Source organism: Actinomadura craniellae (genome assembly GCF_003289645.1).
GTDB lineage: Bacteria > Actinomycetota > Actinomycetes > Streptosporangiales > Streptosporangiaceae > Actinomadura_D > Actinomadura_D craniellae.
The window spans coordinates 610820-632389 of the sequence record NZ_QLYX01000001.1 but is presented as its reverse complement, the minus strand read 5'-3'; the positions used below and the strand labels follow the sequence as shown (position 1 = coordinate 632389).

The 21570-nt window shown below is 72.8% G+C and carries 19 protein-coding genes; 6 read left to right on the top strand and 13 right to left on the bottom strand.

Annotated elements, in window-relative coordinates:
* Positions 1-3: 3 nt before the first annotated feature.
* Genes DPM19_RS02805 through DPM19_RS02795 form a run of 3 tightly spaced genes read right to left on the bottom strand, consistent with a single transcriptional unit; the run spans position 4 to position 2524 of the window.
* Positions 4-1110 (bottom strand): glycosyltransferase family 4 protein, encoded by a 1107-nt coding sequence (locus tag DPM19_RS02805; RefSeq protein WP_233509758.1) that lies wholly within the window; start codon positions 1108-1110, stop codon positions 4-6.
* Positions 1107-1505 (bottom strand): 6-pyruvoyl trahydropterin synthase family protein, encoded by a 399-nt coding sequence (locus DPM19_RS02800; protein WP_111863361.1) that lies wholly within the window; start codon positions 1503-1505, stop codon positions 1107-1109. Before DPM19_RS02800 ends, DPM19_RS02805 begins: the two co-directional genes overlap by 4 nt.
* 5 nt (positions 1506-1510) lie before the next feature.
* Entirely contained in the window at positions 1511-2524 is a 1014-nt protein-coding gene (locus tag DPM19_RS02795) for a zinc-dependent alcohol dehydrogenase (RefSeq protein ID WP_111863360.1), read from the bottom strand.
* A gap of 89 nt (positions 2525-2613) precedes the next feature.
* Here DPM19_RS02795 and DPM19_RS02790 point away from each other — a divergent pair, with 89 nt between their 5' ends.
* Together DPM19_RS02790 and DPM19_RS02785 are read left to right on the top strand one after the other, a co-directional pair.
* Positions 2614-3501, top strand: a complete 888-nt coding sequence (locus DPM19_RS02790) for a CDP-alcohol phosphatidyltransferase family protein (RefSeq protein WP_199484794.1) — start codon at positions 2614-2616, stop codon at positions 3499-3501.
* 282 nt (positions 3502-3783) lie between these two features.
* Entirely contained in the window at positions 3784-5190 is a 1407-nt protein-coding gene (locus tag DPM19_RS02785; RefSeq protein ID WP_111863358.1) for an MFS transporter, read from the top strand.
* 15 nt (positions 5191-5205) lie between these two features.
* Here DPM19_RS02785 and DPM19_RS02780 read toward each other — a convergent pair whose 3' ends face one another.
* The 5 genes from DPM19_RS02780 to DPM19_RS02760 are packed head-to-tail and all read right to left on the bottom strand — an operon-like array spanning position 5206 to position 11192.
* Positions 5206-5883 (bottom strand): acetoacetate decarboxylase family protein, encoded by a 678-nt coding sequence (locus DPM19_RS02780; protein WP_111863157.1) that lies wholly within the window; start codon positions 5881-5883, stop codon positions 5206-5208.
* A 19-nt stretch (positions 5884-5902) separates the two neighbouring features.
* Positions 5903-7513: a dipeptide ABC transporter ATP-binding protein gene (locus tag DPM19_RS02775; protein WP_111863156.1), complete on the bottom strand. Its 1611-nt coding sequence runs from the start codon at positions 7511-7513 to the stop codon at positions 5903-5905.
* The gene (locus DPM19_RS02770; RefSeq protein WP_111863155.1) at positions 7510-8499 is read right to left on the bottom strand and encodes an ABC transporter permease; all 990 of its coding nucleotides are present in this window, start codon (positions 8497-8499) and stop codon (positions 7510-7512) included. Before DPM19_RS02770 ends, DPM19_RS02775 begins: the two co-directional genes overlap by 4 nt.
* A gap of 28 nt (positions 8500-8527) precedes the next feature.
* On the bottom strand, positions 8528-9481 hold the full coding sequence (locus DPM19_RS02765) for an ABC transporter permease (protein WP_111863154.1): 954 nt from the start codon (positions 9479-9481) through the stop codon (positions 8528-8530).
* A 10-nt stretch (positions 9482-9491) separates the two neighbouring features.
* Positions 9492-11192 (bottom strand): ABC transporter substrate-binding protein, encoded by a 1701-nt coding sequence (locus tag DPM19_RS02760; RefSeq protein WP_199484793.1) that lies wholly within the window; start codon positions 11190-11192, stop codon positions 9492-9494.
* A gap of 286 nt (positions 11193-11478) precedes the next feature.
* Between DPM19_RS02760 and DPM19_RS02755 the strand changes: the two genes are divergently transcribed.
* From DPM19_RS02755 to DPM19_RS02740, 4 genes are all read left to right on the top strand, one after another.
* A complete protein-coding gene (locus tag DPM19_RS02755; RefSeq protein ID WP_111863152.1) occupies positions 11479-12051 on the top strand; it encodes a hypothetical protein in 573 nt (190 codons plus the stop codon).
* Positions 12052-12247: 196 nt separating this feature from the next.
* Positions 12248-13696, top strand: a complete 1449-nt coding sequence (locus DPM19_RS02750; protein WP_111863151.1) for a PepSY-associated TM helix domain-containing protein — start codon at positions 12248-12250, stop codon at positions 13694-13696.
* A gap of 219 nt (positions 13697-13915) precedes the next feature.
* Entirely contained in the window at positions 13916-15832 is a 1917-nt protein-coding gene (locus tag DPM19_RS02745; protein ID WP_111863150.1) for an AMP-dependent synthetase/ligase, read from the top strand.
* Positions 15833-15862: 30 nt separating this feature from the next.
* Positions 15863-16774 carry a TIGR03619 family F420-dependent LLM class oxidoreductase gene (locus DPM19_RS02740; RefSeq protein ID WP_111863149.1) on the top strand — a complete coding sequence of 304 codons (912 nt, stop codon included), beginning with the start codon at positions 15863-15865 and terminating at the stop codon, positions 16772-16774.
* 54 nt (positions 16775-16828) lie between these two features.
* Here DPM19_RS02740 and DPM19_RS02735 read toward each other — a convergent pair whose 3' ends face one another.
* The 5 genes from DPM19_RS02735 to DPM19_RS02715 all read right to left on the bottom strand — a co-directional run bounded on the left by DPM19_RS02735 (position 16829) and on the right by DPM19_RS02715 (position 21552).
* A complete protein-coding gene (locus tag DPM19_RS02735; RefSeq protein ID WP_111863148.1) occupies positions 16829-17218 on the bottom strand; it encodes an STAS domain-containing protein in 390 nt (129 codons plus the stop codon).
* Between the two features lie 202 nt (positions 17219-17420).
* Positions 17421-17711: a hypothetical protein gene (locus tag DPM19_RS02730; protein WP_111863357.1), complete on the bottom strand. Its 291-nt coding sequence runs from the start codon at positions 17709-17711 to the stop codon at positions 17421-17423.
* 256 nt (positions 17712-17967) lie between these two features.
* The gene (gene htpG / locus DPM19_RS02725; protein WP_111863147.1) at positions 17968-19875 is read right to left on the bottom strand and encodes a molecular chaperone HtpG; all 1908 of its coding nucleotides are present in this window, start codon (positions 19873-19875) and stop codon (positions 17968-17970) included.
* A gap of 387 nt (positions 19876-20262) precedes the next feature.
* Entirely contained in the window at positions 20263-20697 is a 435-nt protein-coding gene (locus DPM19_RS02720; protein WP_146778721.1) for a hypothetical protein, read from the bottom strand.
* A 177-nt stretch (positions 20698-20874) separates the two neighbouring features.
* Entirely contained in the window at positions 20875-21552 is a 678-nt protein-coding gene (locus DPM19_RS02715) for a TetR/AcrR family transcriptional regulator (protein ID WP_158566684.1), read from the bottom strand.
* Between the last annotated feature and the right edge of the window lie 18 nt (positions 21553-21570).

Genomic DNA, 21570 nt, shown 5'->3' with positions numbered 1-21570 from the left:
CGATCACCCGGCCTTCAGGGGCTGGTGCCGGAGCCCGTCGAGCACGTCTCCCAGCCGCCGTGCGGCCGGCTCCCAGCCGCGCAGCGTGGCGCGCCGGGCGCGGGCCGCCGTCCTGGCCTGGCGCCGCAGCGCGGGTTCGCCGAACCAGCGGCGCAGCGCGCCCGCGAGCGCCACCGGGTCCTCGGGGGGCGCCAGCAGCCCCGGCACGCCGCCGTCCGGCGCGCGGCCCAGCGTCTCCGGGACGGCGTCGACGGCCGTCGCCAGGACGGGGATCCCGCGGGCCAGCGCCTCGGTCACCACCATGCCGTATGTCTCGCCGCGCGAGGGCAGGACCACCAGGTCGGCGGCGGCGTACAGCTCGGCCAGCCGCTCGCCGGTGTGCGGGCCGGCGAGCCGGATCCGGTCGGCGAGCCCGAGCTCCCCGATCAGCCGGCGCAGCCGGGCGACGTATCCGGTCTCGCGGCGCAGCGGCCCGGCGCACACGCACTCCCACGGCAGGTCCCGGACCTCCCCGAGCGCCCGTACCAGCAGGTCCTGGCCCTTCCGGGGGATCACTGCGGCGACGCAGAGCAGCCGGGACGCGCCGTCGGTGCCCGGGGCGAGCGGCGCCGGGTCGACGCCGGGCGGGACCGCGTGCACCCGGTCCGGGTCCAGGCCGTGCCGGTCGACCAGCTCGCGGGCCGCCCACGGGCTGGTCGCCAGCACCACGGCGGCCGCGCGCAGCGTCGCACGCTCCCTGGCGTCCAGGTCCCGGGCCAGGTCCGGGGCCAGGCCGGTCTCGCCGGCCAGCGGAAGGTGCACCAGGACCGCCAGGCGCAGCCGGTGCGCCTGCGGGACGACGGCCTCGGGGGCGCCGCAGGCCACCAGGCCGTCCAGCAGCACCACGGCGCCGTCCGCGAGGGCGGTGAGCGTCCGGGCCAGGGTGGCGCGCGCCCGCCCGTCCGGCCGCGGCCAGGCGCCGTGGACGGGGACCTCGCGGACCTGCCAGCCCGCGTCGGCCAGGCCCCGGCACACCCGCCGGTCGTAGGTGTTGCCCCCGCTCGGCACAGTCGGGTCGGCCACGTCGCCGGGCAGGACGACATGCACCGACCGGGCGGTGTCCGCGCTCACAGGGAACGCTCGAAACTCGCCCAGGCGATGTGCGACTCGTGCAACGTCACGGTGATCCCGGCCAGCCCGCGGGCCTGCTCGCCCAGCGCGCCCGCGTGCACCCGGTCGGCCAGCCAGTCGGCGACGACCTTGGCCAGGAATTCCGTCGTGGTGTTGATCCCGGCGAAGTCCGGCTCGTCGTCCAGGTTGCGGTAGTTGAGCGCGGCCACCACGGCGCCGAGTTCCCTGGCGGCGAGTCCGATGTCGACCACGATGTTGTCCGAGTCCAGTTCGGCCCGGCGGAAGGTCGCGTCCACAACGAACGTCGCGCCGTGGAGGCGCTGCGCCGGTCCGAAGACCTCGCCGTGGAAGCTGTGCGCGACCATCAGGTGGTCGCGAACGGTAACGCTGAACAGCGGGTTCACCCCCCAGGAAGATCTACTTCCGAGCGGCCTCTGGTGGGCCCGTAGTCAATACGCAGGCAGAGGCCGGATAGTTCACCGCCGGCGAGCCGCGGCAACACCCGGGGCAGGTCGGCGAAGGCGTACTCCCCCGTGATCAGCGCGTCGAACGCGGGGTCGGCGAGCAGCCGCAGGGCCAGGGCCAGCCGGTCCGCGAAGGTGCGGCGGGCCCGCCGGGCCGGGGACACCGCCCCCACCTGGCTGGCGCGCACCACCAGGCGGCGCGAGTGGAAGTCCTCGCCCAGCGGCACCCTGACCTGCCGGTCGCCGTACCAGCTGAGCTCCAGGACGGTCCCCTCGACGGCGAGCAGTTCCAGCGACCGCGCCAGCCCCGCCTCGGTGGCGCTCGCGTGGACGACCAGGTCGCATTCGCCGGCGGCCCGCTCGGGCGGGGCGAAGTCGACCCCGAGCGCCGCGGCGACGGCCGCCCGCGCCGGATCGACGTCCACCAGTTGCACCCGCACGCCCGGGAACCCGGCGAGCAGCCGGGCCACGCAGCAGCCGACCATCCCCGCCCCGACCACGGCGACCCGGTCCCCGACCAGCGGCGCCGCGTCCCACAGCGCGTTCACCGCGGTCTCCACCGTGCCGGCCAGCACCGCCCGGCCCGGCGGCACGTCGTCGGGGACGGGCGTCACCGCGGCGGCCGGGACGACGTACCGGGTCTGGTGCGGGTAGAGGCAGAAGACGGTGCGGCCCCGCAGGTCCGGCGGCCCCTCCTCGACGACCCCCACGTTGAGGTAGCCGTACTTGACCGGGCCGGGGAACTCGCCCTCCTGGAAGGGCGCCCGCATGGCCCGGTACTGGCTCTCCGGCACGCCGCCGCGGAAGACGAGGGTCTCGGTGCCCCGGCTGATCCCGGAGTGGAGGGTTCGGACCAGCACCTCGCCGGCGGCGGGCGGTGCCACCGTGACCGGCCGGATCTCCCCCGAACCGGGGGCTCGAACCCAAAATGCGGACGCTTTGAACTCCATCGGCATTCCCACACGTTCCAGGTGGCATCGGATCGTTGCTCCGGCTCGGAGCAGCTGAATGCTACGTGGCGTAGGGAGCTGGAGACGCGGTGGCCGTACTTGATTGGCGGGGAACGCAGGCACCGGCCCGGCGGCCGGTCGCCGTGGTGGGCGTCCAGGTCGGGTTGCTCGCCGTGCTGGAGATCTGCGTCGGCCTGGGCCCGGTGGGCTGGGCCGCGGGGATCGGCTACGCGGCGGTCCTCTCGGCGGTCCTCACCCGTGCCCTGTCCCGGTCCGGTGCCCGGTCGCTCGGGCCGGCCAACCAGGTCACCCTGGCCCGCGCCGAGCTGGTCGGCGGGGTCACCGCCCTGGTGGCCGCGGCCCTGGCCGGCCGGCCGGTGCCGGTCGCGTTCATCGTCGCGCTCGCCGCCGCGGCGCTGGTCCTCGACGCGGTGGACGGCCAGGTCGCCCGGCGCACGGGGACGGTGTCGGCGCTGGGCGCCCGGTTCGACATGGAGGTCGACGCGTTCCTCATCCTGGTGCTCAGCTTCTTCATGGCCGGGTCGGCCGGGCCGTGGGTGCTGGCCATCGGGGCCATGCGGTACGTCTTCGTGGCGGCGGCCTGGGCCGGACCGTGGCTGCGGGCCCCCCTGCCGCCCAGCCTCGCCAGGAAGGCCGTGGCCGTGGTCCAGGGCGTCGTCCTCGTGGTCGCCGCCGCCGGGGTTCTCCCCCGTCCGGTCACGATCGGCCTGCTCGGGCTGGCGCTGGCGACGCTCTCGTGGTCCTTCGGCCGGGACACCGGATGGCTGTGGCGGCACCGCCCCGCCGGGATCGAGTACCGGACCCCGGCTCGCCTCCCCGCCGCCCTCCCTGCCCTCCCCGCGCTCCGCGCCGGCGCGTCGCCCGCGTCCCTGCCGGCCGGCGACCGTTCCTGGGCCGGCGGCCTCCTCCAGGGGCGGCAGGAGACGGCCCCCGCCGGCATGCCGGGAGCCGCCTGACCCGCGGCCCGCGGACGGCTCCGCCTCCGCGAAGGTTCACGACGGTCGCCGCACGGGGCCGGGCACGGTTGGAGCGCGGGCTCCTGGCGTGCCCTCACCCATGGCCACGTCCTGGAACGCGGCAAACCCACCCCCGCGATCTATGCATCATGCATACGAAGGGTAGGGTGCACAGCGCCCGGTCCTTCCCCCGACGGAGTCAGCGTGGACACTCCAGCCCCGGCGCCCCGGAGCAGCTTGATCATCGGTGTGCTGGCCGGCGCCGGGATCACGGTCTCGATCATGCAGACCCTGGTGGTCCCGCTGATCCCCCAGTTGCCGCAACTCCTGGACACCAGCGCCGCCAACGCCTCGTGGGCGATCACGGTCACGCTGTTCGCCTCCGCCGTGTCGACCCCCGTCCTCGGCCGCCTGGGCGACATGTACGGCAAGAAGCCGTTCCTGGTGCTCTGCGCGGTCCTGCTCACCCTCGGGTCGGTGATCTGCGCGCTGAGCAGCTCGCTGGTCCCGGTGGTCATCGGCCGGGCGCTCCAGGGCGTCTGCATCCCGATCATCCCGCTCGGCATCAGCATCATGCGCGACGTGATCCCGCAGGAGCGCCTCGGCTCGGCGATGGCCCTGATGAGCTCGTCCCTCGGGGTGGGCGGCGCGCTCGGGCTCCCGGTGGCCTCGCTGATCGCCCAGCACGCCGATTGGCACGTTCTCTTCTGGGTCTCCGCAGGTCTGGGCGCCGTGGTCAGCCTGCTGCTGTTCCTCGTCGTCCCGGACTCGCCCGCGCGGACGCGCGAGCGGTTCGACCTGCTGGGCGCGATCGGCCTGTGCACGGGGCTCGTGGCCCTCCTGCTGGGGATCTCCAAGGGCGCCGACTGGGGGTGGTCCAGCGGCCCGACCGTCGGATCGTTCGCCACCGCGGCGGCCGTCCTGCCGCTGTGGGGGTGGTGGGAGCTGCGCACCCGGTCCCCGCTGGTCGACCTGCGCACCAGCGCCCGCCGGCAGGTCCTGGTGACCAACCTCGTCTCGGTCCTGATCGGTTTCGGCATGTACGCCACCTCCCTCGCCGGCCCCCAGCTGCTGCAACTGCCGGCGGAGACCGGCCACGGGCTGGGACAGTCGATGCTCGCGGCCGGGCTGTGGATGGCCCCCGGCGGCCTCGCGATGATGGTGGTGGCCCCGCTGGCGGCCCGGCTCTCGGGCGCCCGCGGGCCCCGGGCCGCGCTGCTCCTGGGCGGCCTGGTCATGGCCGGCGGGTACGGCCTGGGCCTGGTGCTGATGAACTGGGCATGGGGGATCACGATCTTCGGCCTGCTGATCAGCGCGGGCATCGGCCTCGCCTACGCCGCCATGCCGGCGCTGATCATGGGGGCGGTCCCCCTGTCGGAGACCGCGGCGGCGAACGGCCTCAACGCCCTCGCCCGCTCCATCGGCACCTCGACCTCCAGCGCGGTCGTCGGCGCGGTGCTGGCCAACATGACGACGCAGCTGGGCTCGGTCCCGGTACCGGCCGAGTCGGGTTTCCAGGCGACCTTCGTCATCGGCGCGGCGGCCTCCGCGGTCGCGGCCCTGCTCACCCTGGCCCTGCCCCGCGGCGCGCAGCCCATCCCCGCCGGAGACCGGCCCGCGACCGCCGAACGCCCGCCCGCACCAACCGCACCGACCGCACCGACCGCACCGACCGCGAAGGGAGCGTGACGCCGGCGGGGTCCGTCACAGCGCGGTGGCCTCGCCGAAGCTCATGGTCAGGTGGGTGACCGTCGTGCTCGACAGCGCCGGAGTACGGTCCAGCCCCAGCCGCCGCAGGTCTTCGGCGACCGGATGGTCGCCGAGCCGGACGACGGCGCCGCCGGGACGCATCCGGACCCCCGAGGGGGACATGGTCCAGGGCGTGCGGCGGGTGACGCCGTCCAGGTGGGAGTAGGCGTCGATCTTGGGGGCACCGGCCCCGTCGGGAACCGGGAGACCCGGCCTGACCTGCATCGCCACGGCCGGCCGGCCGCCCTCGTGGACGGCGGCGCGGTGCGGGGCCGACCAGTCGATCGGCAGGTGGGTCAGCACCTTGGGGAAGCCCCAGATCGTGCGGCCGGCGTCGAGGGTGAAGGAACCGTCGACGGGCAGCCAGTGGATGAAGGCGCCCGGGGACCGGGTGTCCGGCTGGTCCACCAGGAAGGCGACGGCGAACTCGTGGTAGGGGCCGAGGTCCCCGTCGAAGTACTCGATGAAGGCCAGGGAGCACAGGGACCGGCCGAGCGTCGCGGTGACCGCCAGACCGCTGTAGCCGACGACCTCCTGCGCGGTCCGGGCCGGGACCGGGAACATCGCGGACGCCACCCGGGCATGCCGGATCTCGACCGGCATGGCGATCTTCTGATTCTGAATCACATACATGATTCAAGTAGAACAGGTTCTAAATCGGCGCCTCAAGGGCTCCGCCCCTCCCGTGCGGAATCCGCGGGTCCAGGGTGGGCACGGCGGCGAGGAGTTCCCTGGTGTAGGGGTGTTCCGGTGACTCGAAGAGTGCGTCCGTGCCGGCCAGTTCCACGATCTTGCCGTGCCGCATGACCGCGACGCGGTCGCTGACCTGCCGGACCACGGCCAGGTCGTGGGAGACGAAGACCAGCGTCAGGTCGAACTCGTGGCGCAGGTCGGTGAGCAGTTCCAGGACCTGGGCCTGGGTGGAGACGTCCAGGGACGTGACCGGCTCGTCGCAGACCAGCAGCCGGGGGCGCAGCGCCAGGGCGCGGGCGATGCCGATCCGCTGCCGCTGGCCGCCGGAGAACTCGTGCGGGTAGTCCCGGGCGCGCCGCGGGTCCAGCCCGACCCGCTCCATCAGGGCGCGGGCGGCCCCGCCGGGATCCGGCTCGCCGTGGACCCGCAGCGGCTCGGCGATGCTGTCGCCCACGGTGCGGCGGGGGTTCAGTGACGCCCCCGGGTCCTGGAAGACCAGCTGGAGGTCGCGGCGGAGCGGGCGCAGCCGCCGCTCCGGCAGCCCGGCCAGGTCCCGGCCGTCGAACACGACACGGCCGGAGGTGGGCTCCAGCAGCCGCACCAGCAACCGGGCCAGGGTGCTCTTGCCGCTGCCGCTCTCCCCCACGATCCCCAGGGTCTCGCCGCGCCGCACGTCGAACGTGACGCCGTCCACCGCGGGGACGGCCCGGCGGCGCAGCGGCGGCCCGAGGACGAACTCGCGGCGCAGGTCCGTCACCCGTAGCAGCGGCTCGCCCGGGGTGGGCGCCGCCGTGCGGGGCGCGTCCATCCGGGGCACGGCGGCCAGCAGTTCGCGGGTGTAGCCGGCCCGCGGCGCGCGGAGCACGGTCCCCACCGGGCCGTGCTCGACGGCCTCCCCGTCGCGCATGACCAGGACCTCGTCCACGTTCCCGGCCACCACACCGACGTCATGGCTGACCAGCAGCAGCGCCATCCCGGTGGCGGCCCGCAGGTCGCCGAGCAGGTCGAGGAGCTGTGCCTGGACGGTCACGTCCAGCGCGGTGGTCGGCTCGTCGGCGATCAGGATCCGCGGCCGGAGCGCGAGCGCCATCGCGATGAGCGCCCGCTGGCGCATGCCGCCGGAGAACTCGTGCGGGTACGCGCGGGCGCGCCGCGCCGCGTCGGGGATGCCGACCCGGTCGAGCACCTCGACGGCCTTGGCGCGGGCCGCCCTGCGGGTGGCCCCGGTGTGCGCCCGGTAGACCTCGGCGATCTGGTCGCCGACGCGCAGGTACGGGTCGAGGGACGACAGCGGGTCCTGGAAGACCATGGCGATCCGGCCGCCGCGCAGCCGCCGCAGTTCCGCCTTCGGCGCGGCGAGCACGTCGGTCTCGCCGGCCCGGATCTCGCCGGTCGTCTCCGCCCCCTCGGTCAGCCGTAGCAGCGACATCGCCAGCGTGCTCTTGCCCGAGCCGGACTCCCCCACCACGCCGAGGGCCCGGCCCGCCGCCAGGTCGAACGAGACGCCCTTGACCGCCTCGAAGCCGCCGAACCGCACCCGCAGGTCGCGCACCCGCAGCACCGGGCTCACGCGAGCTTCACCCGCGGGTCGGCGGCCGCGTGCAGCAGGTCGGCGACGGTGTTGGCGACCACGACGACGGTGCCGGCGAGCACGGTCACCCCGACCACGACCGGCAGGTCCACGGAGTTGACCGACTCGACGGTGAGCTTGCCGATGCCGGGCAGCCCGAACATCGTCTCGGTGAGCACGGCGGCCGTCATGACCTGCGCGACCTCCAGGGCGGTGAGGGTGATGAGGGGGATCAGGGCGCCGCGCAGCGCGTGCCGCCGGATCACCTGGCGTTCGCGCAGCCCGTAGGCGCGGAACGTCCGGACGTGGTCCTCCACCAGCGTCTCCAGGGCGCCGGCCCGGGTGATCCGGGCGTAGACGGCCGCCTGGATCAGCGCCAGCGCGACCCACGGCAGGACGAGGTTCTGCGCCCACCGCGCCGGGCTCTCGGTCAGCGGCACGTACGCGGGGAACGGCAGCCACTGCAGGTACGCGCAGAACACCATGAGCAGCACCAGCCCGATCAGGAAGACCGGGGTGGCGAAACCGAGCAGGGTCACGCCCGTCATGACCCGCTCGGTGAGCCGGCCCCGCCGCAGCGCCGACAGCAGCCCGGCCGAGACGCCCAGCGGCAGCGCCAGCGCCGCCGCGCCGGCGGCGAGGGAGGCCGAGACGGGCAGCCGGTCCAGCAGCATCGTCGTGACGGGCTGGTCGGTCTGGAAGGAGTAGCCCAGGCAGGGCGCGGCGCAGTGGTCCACGTCCGGGCCCGCGGAGTAGTCCCGGCCGGCCACCAGCCCTTCGAGGAAGTGCCAGTACTGGAGGTGGACGGGGTCGTCCAGGCCGAGTTTCTCCCGGGTCAGGGCCAACCGCTCCCCGTCGCAGCCCCGCCCGCAGGCGAGCACCGCCGGGTCGCCCGGCGACAGGTAGAACAGCGCGTACACGATCGCGGACAGGGCCAGCAGGACCACGGCCGCGGCTGCGAGCCGGCGCAGCAGGTACCAGATCACGTGTTCCTCCCCCGAGGCCGCGGGACCGTCATGACCGGCCGTTCCAGCGCGGGTCCACGGCCCGGCGCACGCCGTCGGCGAGCAGGGTGCAGGCCAGCAGGGTGGTGAACAGCAGCGCGCCCGGGATGATCACGTACGCCGGGTCGGTGCGGAACCAGGTCGTCGCGGTGGACAGCATCTGCCCCCACGAGGGGGTGGGCGGCCGGACGCCCGCGCCGAGGAACGACAGCCCGGCCTCACTGATCATGTTGGCCGGCACCTTGAGCGCGGCGAGCACCAGCAGCGGCGCCGCCAGCCCCGGCAGGATCTCGCGGACGGCGATGCGGGCCGGTCGGGCGCCGCTGAGCCGGGCCGCCGCCACGTGGTCCCGGCCGCGCAGCGCCATCGCCTGGTTGCGGGTGACGCGGGCGACGCTCCCCCAGTTCACCGCCGTGAGCACGCAGGCGAGCAGCAGCGGGCGGGGCACCGACTGGGGGACGATCGCCATCAGCGCCAGCGCGAGCAGGAAGGGCGGGAACGCCAGCGACAGCTCGATCAGGCGGCTGAGGACGGCGTCGGCGCGGCGCCCGCCGAGCCCGGCGCCGAGCCCGATCGCGATCCCGACCAGCAGTTCCAGCACGGTGGCGCCGAGCGCGACGGCGAGCGAGACGCGGGCGCCGTGCACGACGCGCGCGAACACGTCCCGGCCCGTCCCTGGCTCGACGCCCAGCCAGTGGTCGCCGCTCATCCCGCCGAACGCGCCGTGCGGCACCCCGCCGCGGGCCGAGTCGAGCAGCCCGCTGTGGAAGGTCGTGGGGTCCTGCCCCTCCAGCGCGCACAGCAGCGGGGCGGCCAGGGCGACCACGATCATCGAGGCCACGATCGCCAGGCCGGCCATCGCCGGGCGGTCGGCGCGCAGCCGCCGCCATGTCTGCCGCCCCCGGAGCGGGACCTTCCGCGCCGGTTCCGCGCCGGGGGCGAGTTCGGTGTCCAGCAGTGTCACGGCGAGCGGGTCACCTCACCGAGACCATGGAGACGTCGTACCAGCCCCGCCACCGGTCGATGTAGGCGTTCTTGACGTCCTTGCCGTATAGCACCACGGTCCGGGGGTGGTACAGCGGGACGAGCAGGGCCTTCTTCGCGATCTCCGCGTCCAGGGCACCCCAGCGCGGCGCGGCCCGGTCCAGGTCGGTCAGCCGGCTGATCGCGTCGATCTCCCGGTTGACCGCGGGGTCGTCGAGCTGGGCGAGGTTGAAGTTGCCGCCGTCGCGCAGGATCTGCCGCCCGTCGAAGATCGGGATGAGGAACGGGCCGCCGGCCGGCCAGTCGGCTCCCCACGACTGCAGGGTGAGCGGCGGTTGGGTGGCGGGCTTGCCGGTGATCGTCCGGTAGTCCTCCTCGCCGAGTGGCTGCTGCCTGACGGTGATGCCCGCCTGCTTGAGCGCGTCCTGCACCGCCGCGGCGACCTTGGGGCCGTAGCCTCCGGCGTCGGTGTTGGGGAACGTGAGCTCGGCCGTCAGCCCGTTCGGGTGGCCGGCCTGGGCGAGCAGTTCCCTGGCTTTGGCCGGGTTCCCGGCCGCCCCGGCCGGGAAGTGGTCGTGCGGCCGGTGGCCGAACGCCTTGTCCTCGGGCAGGAAGGTGGTGGCGGGAGAGGCCAGCGCGGTGCCGCCGACCGCGTTGACGACCGACTGCCGGTTGATCGCGTACGCGAAGGCCTGCCGTACCCGGACGTCGTCGAAGGGCTTCCTGGTGGGGTCGAACGCCAGGTACTTGGTCTCGCCGAAGACCCCGCGGGCCACCCGCCCGGCGAGCCGCCGGTCACCGTCGAGCCGGGCGAGCTGCTCGGGTCCCACGGTGGTGTCGGTGGTGATCGCCTTGGCGTCGGCGCCCGTGCCGCTCACCAGCCGCTGGTTGATGACCGTCTTGTCCAGGCCCGAGGTGACTTCGATGCGGTCCGGGCAGGCCAGCCGCTGGGTGTCCACGGCCCGCGACCAGTGCGGGTTGCGGGCGAGGATGAGCTTCCTGCCCTGCTCGTACTTCTCGACCGTGTAGGGGCCGCTGGAGACCGGGGCGTTCTTGTACTTGACGCCGGTGTCCTTGGCCCTGGGCACCGGGGCGAACTGGGTGGCGGTGGCGAGGTAGGGGAAGTCTCCGTGCGGCCGCCGCAGCCGGAAGATGATCGTTCTGGCGTCGGGAGTCTCGATCGACTTCAGCTCGCCGCCGGTGTAGGGGCCCTTGTAGTCGGCGCCGCCGATCAGCCAGTCGTGCAGGTAGGGGGCGCCGCCGGGCAGGTCGGGCGAGAACGAGCGCTCGATGCCGTACTTGACGTCCGCGGCGGTGATGGGGGTGCCGTCGCTGAACTTCAGCCCGTCCTTCAGCGTGTACTTCCAGGTCCTGGCGTTGTCGCTGGGCGTGCCGAGGTCCGTGGCCAGGTCCGGGACCGGTCGGGTGCCGGGCTCGCCGGGAACTCGCTGCCGGGTGGTGAGCGTGCGGTAGACCAGCGTCGGCAGGGCGCCGCCGCCCGAGGTGTAGAGCCGTGCCGGGTCGAACTCGTTCAGGCCGCCCTGGTTGAGCACGGTGAGCGTGCCGCCCTGGCAGTTCTGCGGGTCGAACGCCGATGAGGCGGAACCGGAGCCGGAACCGCTGCACGCCACCGTGCCTGACGCGGCCGCCAGCAGCACGGCGCCGAGCAGGACGGTCGGTCTCATCCTCATGGGGAGCAGCCTCTTTCGGTCGGGCGCCCGGATCACGGGGCCGCACGCGATGGACCGCGCCGGGGAGGCCCGGCGCCGGTGCGGACGAACGTAACGCGCCACCCCACGGGACGCAACTTTCCCGATCGTTTTAGTAGAAATTCCCCCTTCGGGCCCCATGTCGGCATAACCGACCCGACTCGGACACGGCTGCGACCTGCACTGAACCGCCCGGAAGCCTGGTCTCGTATGACCTACCGCAGGCATATAGCCCAGCTAGTAGGCGATATGGGAGGATCCGGGCGTCATGGAGCTGTGGTCGGTGGTGCGCGGGCTGCGCGCGGCGGGGTTCGCCGCCGTGGGCGTCGGGCTGGCGTCCGCCGGGCACATCGTCGACGGCGGGGCGGTGGACCGCACCGCGGTCGCCGCGGGGTTCGCGGTGCTGCTGGTCCCCGCCCTGGCACTGACCCGGCGCGAGCGCACGCTCGGGGCCATCGTGCCCGCGCTCGGCCTCTCCCAGGTGTTCTTGCACGTCCTGCTGTCGCGGGCCGGGGCCGGGGCCGGGGCCGCCGGCGCGGCGGCCCAGGCCGGCGCGGCACACCATTCCGGCACGCCCGGTCTGGACATGCTGTTGATGCACGCGGTCGCCGTGCTGGTGACGGCGTGGTGGCTGGAGTGCGGCGAGACCGGGCTGTGCGACCTGGTCCGCTGCCTGGCCGCCTGGACGGCCCGGGTGATCACCCCGCTGTTCGCCCCGGCCGGACCGGCGCTGCCACCACGGGTGGCGCGCTGGCAGGAGCCGGAACGGCCCCGCTCCCGGGTGCTCCGCCATGTCCTGGCCTCCCGGGGGCCGCCGGCGGGCGTGATCGCCCCCGGCTGAGCCCGGCGCGGACCCCGCGGTCCGGGCACCGGGGGTGAACTCGTCGCACGCGGGCGGTACCTCGCCCGCGTCGTTCCCGCCTGCGCGGGGAACGGGCCGGTCCCCGGCCCCCCTTCACCCTCGTGTCCCGCGGCGTTCCACCGAGCACGGTCCGCACCGTGCCGTGGCGCCGTGGGCTCCCCTGCCTGGAGATCGCATGTCCATCACCTCAGACCAAGATCCACCGCGTTCCGCGGCCGTCCCCGACACACCGCCCGCCCCGGCACCCGCCCGGTCCCGCACCGGGGTGTGGGCGCTGGTGCTGCGCCTGCACTTCTACGCGGGGGTGTTCGTCGCGCCGTTCCTGGTGCTGGCCGCGCTGACCGGGCTGGCGTACGCGTTCACGCCCCAGCTCGACCAGCTCGTCTACGGCCAGGAGCTGCGCGTCGAACAGGTCACCGGGCAGCCGCGGCCGCTGGCCGAGCAGATCCGCGCCGCCCGCACCGCCCACCCCGAGGGGAGCATCGCCACGGTGGTCCTCCCCGCCGGCCCCGAGCGGACCACCGCCGTGGTGCTGTCGGTGCCCGAGCTGGGCGAGAAGCAGCGGACGGTGTACGTCGACCCCTACACCGCCCAGGTCAGGGGCGAGCTGACCACGTGGTTCGGGTCGACCCCGCTGACCACCTGGCTGGACGAGATGCACCGCGGCCTGCACCTGGGGGCGACCGGGCGGCTGTACTCGGAGATGGCCGCGAGCTGGCTGTGGGTCATCGTCGGCGGCGGACTGCTGCTCTGGCTCGGACGCCGCCGCCGCTACCTCGGCAAAGCCTCCTCCTGGCGGGTGCTGTGGCCGCGCCGTGGCGAGAAGGGCGTGCGCCGCACCCGCGCCCGCCACGCCGCCCTCGGCCTGTGGCTCGCCACCGGCCTGCTGTTCCTCAGCACCACCGGCCTCACCTGGTCCGACCACGCCGGGAAGCGCTTCGACTCCCTGCAGCAGAACCTGAACTCCAGCGCCCCCGCGCTGAACACCGCCCTGCCCGGCAACCCGGCGTCCGCCGCGGGCGGGCACGGCGGGCACGGAGCCGCCGGCGGCGCCGAGCACGGCGACCCCGCCGGCGAGGCGGACCGGGTCCTGGCCACCGCCCGGTCGGCGGGACTGTCCGGCCCGGTGGAGCTGGCCCCGCCCAAGGACGCGCACAGCACCTGGAGCGTCACCCAGGCCGACAACCGCTGGCCCGTCCACAAGGACCAGGTCGCCGTCGACCCCGCCACCGGACAGGTCACCGCCCGGGTGGACTGGGCCGACCATCCCCCGCTGGCCAAGCTCAGCTCGCTGGGCATCCAGGCGCACATGGGCCTGCTGTTCGGCCTGCCCAACCAGCTACTGCTCGCCGCCATCGCCTGCGGCCTGCTCACCGCCGTCTTCCTGGGCTACCGCATGTGGTGGCAGCGCCGCCCGACCCGCGCCGACCGCCGCGCCCCGTTCGGCCGGCCGCCGGCCCGCGGCGCCTGGCGGAGCGTCCCCCTGCCGCTGCTCCTGGTGGGCGCCCCCGTCGTGCTGCTGGTCGCCTGGGCCCTGCCGGTCCTGGGCTTCAGCCTGCTGGCCTTCCTGGTCATCGACCTCGCCCTGGGCGCCCTGCGGCGACGCCGGACCACCCCGGCGTGACCTGCGGTCCCTGAGCCGGTACGGCCCCCGCCGTACCGGCTCAGGACCGGCTCTCCCCGCGCCCCGGCTGAGATCTGCGTCACCGTAACCAGGTGATAAAAGCCGACCGGATGGCGTTATTCGCTGCAAAGAAAACCAGTCGTAGGCCGCGTAGGATTTCGCGTTCCGGTGACCGAGCCCAATGCCCGTACCGCCGCGGACCATGAACAGGAGTCGGCCATGGGTCTACGCAAAGCCATGAAAAAGGCCAAGCGACGGCACGATCTCGCCGATCGCGTCTCCATCGAGCTGATCAGGGAGAACGGGGCCGTACGCGAGGTCCGGGCGGCCCGGCTCGTGCCGCCGGCCACCGCCGGCAGCATCGCCGACATCCCCTTCACCAATGCGGCCGAGGCGCCCTCCGCGGTGGTCGTCCGGCGCAAAACCGGGAACGGGTGGCAGCCGGTCACCGCGGCGGATTTCGCCGACCAGGTGCGCACCGCGGCCAAGGGGCTGATCGCCGCCGGCCTGACGCCCGGCGGCCGGGTCGCGCTGATGTCCCGCACCAGGTACGAGTGGTGCGTGCTCGACTTCGCCATCTGGGCGGCGGGCGGCCAGACCGTGCCGATCTACGCGACCTCGTCGGCGGAACAGATCGAGTGGATCCTGCGTGACTCCGGCGCCGCGTTCATCGTGGTGGAGACGCCGGAGAACGCCGAGGCCGCGGCCACCGCGGCCGGCGCGCTGCCCGCGCCGCCACGGATCTGGCAGCTCGACGCCGGCGGGCTGGCCGAGCTCACCGCCGCGGGCGGGGGGGTGCTCGACGAGGAGGTGGCCAAGCGGCGGGCCGCGCTCACCCCCGACACCATCGCCACCGTCTGCTACACCTCCGGCACCACGGGCCGGCCGAAGGGCTGCGTGCTGACGCACGGCAACCTGCACGCCGAGGCGGCCAACACCATCGAACTGCTGCACCCCGTCTTCACCGAGATCACCGGCCAGGACGCCTCCACCCTGCTGTTCCTGCCGCTGGCGCACATCCTGGGCCGCACCATCCAGATCGCCTGCCTGCAGGCGCGCATCGAGGTCGGCCACTGCCCGAGCATCAAGCCCGACGACCTCCGGCCCGAACTGGCGTCCTTCAAACCCACCTTCGTCGTCGGCGTCCCTTACCTCTTCGAGAAGATCCACGACACCGGGCGGGCGATGGCCGAGAATCTCGGCCGCGGCTCCTCCTTCGAGCGCGCCGACCGGATCGCCGTGCGCTTCGGCGAGGCACAACTGGCCGAGTTCCTGGGGACCGGGCCGGGTCCCGGCCGCAAACTGTACCTCGCCTGGGCCCTGTACGACCTGCTCGTCTACCGGCGCATCCGGGCGGCCCTGGGCGGCAACCTCCGCTACGCCATCAGCGGCGGCTCCCCCCTCGACCCCCGGCTCAACCTCTTCTTCTACGCCTGCCAGATCCTCATCTACGAGGGGTACGGCCTGACCGAGACGACCGCCGCCGCCTCGCTCAGCCCGCCGCTGAGCCCGCGGCCCGGCACCGTCGGGCTACCGGTTCCCGGCACCGCGATCCGGCTCGCCGACGACGGCGAGGTGCTGATCAAGGGCGACATCGTCTTCAGCGGCTACTGGAACAACGAGGCGGCGACGCTGGAGGCGCTCGACGACGGCTGGTACTCCACCGGCGACCTCGGCACCTTCGACGAGGACGGGTACCTGTCGATCGTCGGCCGCAAGAAGGACATCCTGATCACCAGCGGCGGCAAGAACGTCTCGCCGGCCCCCCTGGAGGACCGGCTGCGCAGCCGTCCCCCGATCATGCAGTGCATCGTGGTGGGCGAGGGCCGCCGGTACGTCGCCGCCCTGGTCACCCTCGACCCCGAGGCGATCGAGCACTGGCTGACGGTCCGCAAGCGCCCGCTCGACACACCGCTCGCCGAGCTCCGCACCGACCCCGAACTGGTCGCCGCCGTGCAACGGGCGGTGGACTACGCCAACGAGGCCGTCTCCACGGCCGAGTCCATCCGCAGGTTCCGGATCGTCGAGGGCGAGTTCACCGAGGAGAACGGCCTGCTCACCCCCTCGCTGAAGGTCAAGCGCCAGGCCGTCATGGACGCCTACGCGACCGAGGTCGAGGCCCTCTACGCGGAGTGACCCGTGTGCTTCCCGGGAAGGGAGCACGCTGTGCAGATCGGATTCACACTGCCGCAGTTCGGCCCGCTCGCCCACCAGGCGGGAGAGGTCGCCCGGTTCGCCGCCGAGGCCGAACGCCTCGGCGCCGGCAGCCTGTGGGTGGGCGACCGGCTGCTGGCGCCGGTCGACCCCACCGTCGGCTACGGGGGCGGCGACTCGATCCCCGAGGTCTTCCGCTCGCGGCTCGACCCCTTCGCGCTGCTGGCGGTGGCGGCCACGGCCACCGAGCGGGTACGCCTCGGCACCAACGTCCTCAACGCCCCCTGGTACGCGCCCGCGATCCTGGCCCGCAGCCTCACGACGATCGACCAGCTCAGCGGCGGGCGGCTGCTGCCCGGCCTCGGCATCGGGTGGTCGCCGGAGGAGTACCAGGCCGCCGGGGTGCCCATGCACCAGCGCGGGGCCCGGCTGGACGAATGCCTCGACGCCCTGGAGGCACTGTGGACGTCGAACCCCGCCCGGTACGAGGGCGAGCACTGGCGGGTCCCGGCCACGTACGCCGAGCTCGCACCGGCCCAGCGGCCCCGTCCGCCCCTCTACCTGGCCGGCTACGCCCCGGCCGCGCTGCGCCGGGTCGCCCGCCGGGCCGACGGGTGGCTGCCGGTCTGCGTCCCCGGGCCGTGGGAGTTCGACCCGGCCACCGTCAACGAACCCATGCGGCTCATCCGCGACCTGGCCGGGAAGGCCGGCCGCGACCCCGGGGAGCTGGGCATGGTGCTGCGCGTCTACCCCGCCCCCGGCACCTCCCTCGACCAGGTGGTGGAGACCCTCACCCGGGCGGAACGCGAAACCGGCGCCGGCCACGCCTTCGTGGAGTTCATGAACATCGCCCGGACCGTGGACGAGGCCCTGGAGCAGGCCGAGAAGATCCTCCGGGCGGCCGGGGTCAGGTCTCGCGGATGAGGTCAGGCTCCGGCCGGTGCCGTCTCCTCCTCGTCAGACGGCACCGACCGGAGATCAGGCGCTGGCCAGGTCGGCCAGACCGGTGTCCTCGTCGGCGAGATCGTCACGCACGTCGATCCTGGAGCGAAGGCCGGTGATCTCCAGCCAGCGCAGCAGGTATTCCTGCGGCCGCAGCAGGACGAACTCGCCGGCCCGCTGCTGGACGTTCCGCCACAGCCGGATGAAGGCGGCCAGCCCGCTCGAGTCGCAGAACGTCACGCCCGCCAGATCCAGCGCGAGCCGGGGGTCGCCGGGCATGTCGAGGGCGGCTGTGACCTCGGATTCCAGCCGGGGGGCAGTCGTCAGGTCGAGCTCGCCCAGAAGCTCGACGACGATCCAGCGCCCCCGTAGTCCGATGGTCACATCGAATTGGTCAGCCGGCTCGTAGGCCGCTACCCCAAGCATTTCCTCTCCTTGGTGATCTGCCCCTCTCCATGAACCCCAGGAGTATCACCGGAGCAGCCGGACATAATCCCGCCCGACAACCGGGGTTTCGCGTGGATGCGGCTGTGAGCCGCTGGGGCTTGCGGGCGATCCGATGCCCGGCATGCGAGGAGAGCGGCGCTTCCGGCCGCTCTCCCTGCTTACTCTCCTCGTTCTTCGCCGGTCAGTGGTGGATGTTGCGCTCGGTGTGGGACATCTGCCTGTGCCGCTGGCGCGCGGCTCCGGCCAGGCCCCCAAGGCCCAGCAGGCCGAGGAGCCCCCACAGCCCTGCGTTCCCGCCGCCGCCACCACCGTCGTCGTCCCGCGGCTGCGACCGTTCCGCGGCCGCCACGGTCGCCGAGTTCGTCACGCTCGGCGGGTGCGCGGTGGCTGATGACTGTTGGGCCGCCGCCGGCAGTGCGCTGCCGAACACGATGAGGACGAAAGTAGCGACCGCTGCCAGAAGTATGCGCAATGTGGCCTCCGATGTCATCGGTGGTCGCCAGTCACCGACCTGGCGGCTGGCACCCGTGTTGGCTGCCCGCTCTGGCATGTGTCTTGTTGCTTAACGAGCAACTCTCGGACTAGCGATCTCCTACCCGAGGCCGAAGCCGAAACAAGCGCATTTTTTCATATGCTCCCAAAATAGGGATAAATGCGACGTATAGAGTGGCATTTTTCAGAAAAGCCGCGGCGTGTCGCTTGCGCAATCGGGCTCGCGGGTGTCCAGGTCACAGAGTGTGCGCCAGCCGGTCGGCGAGCAGGCGGGTGAACCGCGGCGGATCGGCGAGTTCGCCGCCCTCGGCGAGCAGCGCCATCCCGTACAGCAGTTCGGCGGTCTCGGCCAGCCCGGTCAGGTCCGTCCCGTCCGTACGGGCGGCGTGGGCGTCCCGCAGCCCGGTCACCAGCGGGTGCTCGGGGTTGAGTTCGAGGATGCGCTTGATGGGCGGCAGGTCCTGGCCCGCGGCGCGGTACATCCGCTCCAGGGTCGGGGTGATGTCGTTCGCGTCCCCGACGATGCAGGCGGGCGAGGTGGTCAGGCGGGTGGACAGCCGGACCTCCTTCACGTTCTCCGCGAGCGTCTCCGTCAGCCAGGTCAGCAGCGGGGCGAAGTCCTCCCGCCGCTTCTCGCGGTCGGCCTCGGCGGTGTCCTCGTCGTCGAGGTCGACCTGGCCCTTGGCGATCGACTGGAACCGCTTCCCCCCGAACTCCGGAACCGACTCCACCCACATCTCGTCGACCGGGTCCGTGAGGATCAGGACCTCGTGACCCTTCGCCCGGAACGCCTCCATGTGCGGCGAGTTCTCGATGGCCGACCGCGACGCGCCCGTGAGGTAGTAGACGTGCTCCTGGCCGTCCTTCATCCGCTCCACGTAGCCCCGCAGCGTGGTGACCTCCTCCGGGTCGTCCGTGGACGCGAACGAGACGATGTCGAGGATGGCGTCCCGGTTGTCGGGGTCGTTGACCAGCCCTTCCTTGACGGCCGCCCCGAACTCCGTCCAGAACGTGCGGTAGCGGTCGGGGTGGTCGGCCAGCATCGTCTTCACCGTAGCCAGCACCTTCTTGACCAGCCGCCGGCGCATCAGCTGGATCTGCCGGTCGTGCTGCAGGATCTCCCGGGACACGTTGAGCGACAGGTCCTGGGCGTCCACCACGCCCTTGACGAAGCGCAGGTACTCCGGCATGAGCGCCTCGCAGTCGTCCATGATGAACACCCGCTTGACGTACAGCTGGACGCCGCGTCGGTGCTCCCGCATGAACAGGTCCAGCGGCGCGTGGGACGGGATGAACAGCAGCGCCTGGTACTCGAACGTCCCCTCCGCCTGGAGCCGGACGGTCTCCAGCGGGTCGGTCCAGTCGTGGCTGATGTGCTTGTAGAACTCGTGGTACTCGGCGTCGGTGACCTCGTCCCTGGGCCGCGCCCAGAGCGCCTTCATCGAGTTGACGGTCTCCACCGCGGGAGCGTCGCCGTCGGCCTGCCCCTCCGCGGCCATCCTGATCGGCCAGGTGATGAAGTCGGAGTAGCGCCGCACGATCTCCCTGATCTTCCAGGGGTCGGCGTAGTCGAAGAGGTGGTCCTCCTTGTCCTCCGGCTTGAGGTGCAGGGTGACCGAGGTGCCCTGCGGCGCGTCCTCGACCGACTCGATCGTGTAGCTGCCCTCGCCGGCGGACTCCCAGCGGGTCGCCTGGGTCTCCCCGGCGCGCCGGGTCAGCAGCGTCACCTTGTCGGCCACCATGAAGCTGGCGTAGAAGCCCACGCCGAACTGCCCGATGAGGTCCTGGGAGGCCGCGGCGTCCCGGGACTCCCGCAGCCGCTGCAGCAGCTCGGCGGTGCCGGACTTGGCGATGGTGCCGATCAGCTCAACGACCTCGTCGCGGGACATCCCGATGCCGTTGTCGCGGACCGTCAGCGTCCGCCGCTCCTTGTCGATCTCCAGCAGGATGTGCGGGTCGGAGGCGTCGACGTGCAGGTCCGGGGTGCGCAGCGCCTCCAGCCGCAGTTTGTCGAGGGCGTCGGAGGCGTTGGAGATGAGCTCGCGGAGGAAGATGTCCTTGTTCGAGTAGATCGAATGGATCACCAACCGCAGCAGTTCGCGCGCCTCCGCCTGGAACTCCAGGGTCTCCGTCCGTGCGTCCATGTATTCCTCCCGAAAAGAACCCGCCGAAGCAATACGTGAGGACTTCCCGCCGGCTGATCAGCCGCTGCGCCCCCAGGCCGATACGCCGGCCCGGCCCCATATCTTACGAGTCCACGGCCATCTGTCCGGCGCATCGCCCGATCCGGGACGCACACCCGCGGGCCTCTCCCTTCGGACAGGCCGGCGACCGGATTTCGGGCCTGGCCGGTCACCCGCCCCGCCTCGGCGGCGGGCGTCCGCACCGGAAAGGCCGCTCGCGGTGGACGCGATCCGTACGTCGGCCGGTACCGGCCGGTCGGCCCGTTGCCGTCGCAACGGGCCGACGTCCTACCTGGGCGGCGCCGTCAGGAGCCGGGGAACGGGGAGGTCCCGGCGAAGGGCGGCGGGTCAGAAGTAATAGGACTCGCAGTCGGTGCTGCTCTGCCCGAAGCTGTTGTACGCGAACATGCAGAGTTCGACGTAAGCGCCGGTGTCACCGGCGTTGTGGTCGAACGGGGTGCTGGTGTTGTACCCGCCGCCCCACCGGACGAAGTCGTTGCCGAAGGTACCGCCGCCGTACTTGATGTCCAGGCGGACGCTGCGGTTGTCGTTCAGCGTGTCGTAGAGACGTCCGTACACGCGGATGTCGTTGTTCGAGCAGTTCTTGACCGCGGTGAACGTGACCCGCGAGACGTTGTGCATATGCGTGAAGTCGCCACCGACCTGCCCGCAGGCGGCCAGCGCCGGGGTGGCGGTGCCGACGACCACGGCGGACGCCGCCACGGCGGGCACGGCGGCCAGCATCGCGAGGCGAATTCTGAAACGGTTCGAGCGGATACTCATACGACTCCCTGCATTTGACCTGCCGAGCTTTTCAGCATCGGCGCATGAATGGAAATCCCGCGCGAACACCCAGCTGGGATAAATGTTCGCGCGGAACATGATCACATGCTGCAATACAGAGAAAACAGGGTCTATGGACCTAACGGCCCAGGGCCTACGGGCCCATTGTCGAACGGGTCAGTTCATGGTGAAGGTTTCGCGGATGAAGCGCAGGAACTCCTCGGCGTTGATGCCCTCGGGTTCGTGGCTGATCATCGGGTCCATCAGGGTGAAGCTGTCGATGAGCGCGCTGCAGAGCCGGGCCAGGGCGTGCGGGTCGCCGGGGCGGAGCCGGCCCTCGTGCTGCCCCTCCGCGATGACCCCGGCCAGGAGGCCGACGATCTCGTAGTAGAAGTTCTTGTAGACCTCCGGGATGTCGCCGGCGGCCCGCCGTCCGATCTTGGTCATCTGGGCGTGCAGCTGGGCCCAGGCGGGGTACTTCTGCCGGCGCTCGATCTGCGCCTGCACCATCGCGATCAGCCGCTCGTCGGCGGGCATCTCCTCGGCCGCGAGCCGGCCCATCTCCTCACGCTGCCCGGCGCCGCGCCGCATCAGGACCGCCAGGTAGAGGTCCTCCTTGTTGTCGAAGAAGGTGTAGATGGAGGCGACCGAGAACTCGCAGATCTCGGCCACGTCCTTGAGGCTCGTCTCGTAGTAGCCGCGTTCGGCGAAGAGTTCCTCGGCGGTTTCGAGCAGTTGCTCCCGGCTCAGCTCGATGCGCTGCCGGCGGCGCACCTCACGGGGGCTGGGCGGCCGCACCCCGGCCGGCCCGGCGCTCTCGCCGCTCACGACGTCGGCCGCCTCTTTTCCCGTCACCCGTGCCCTCCTGGTCAC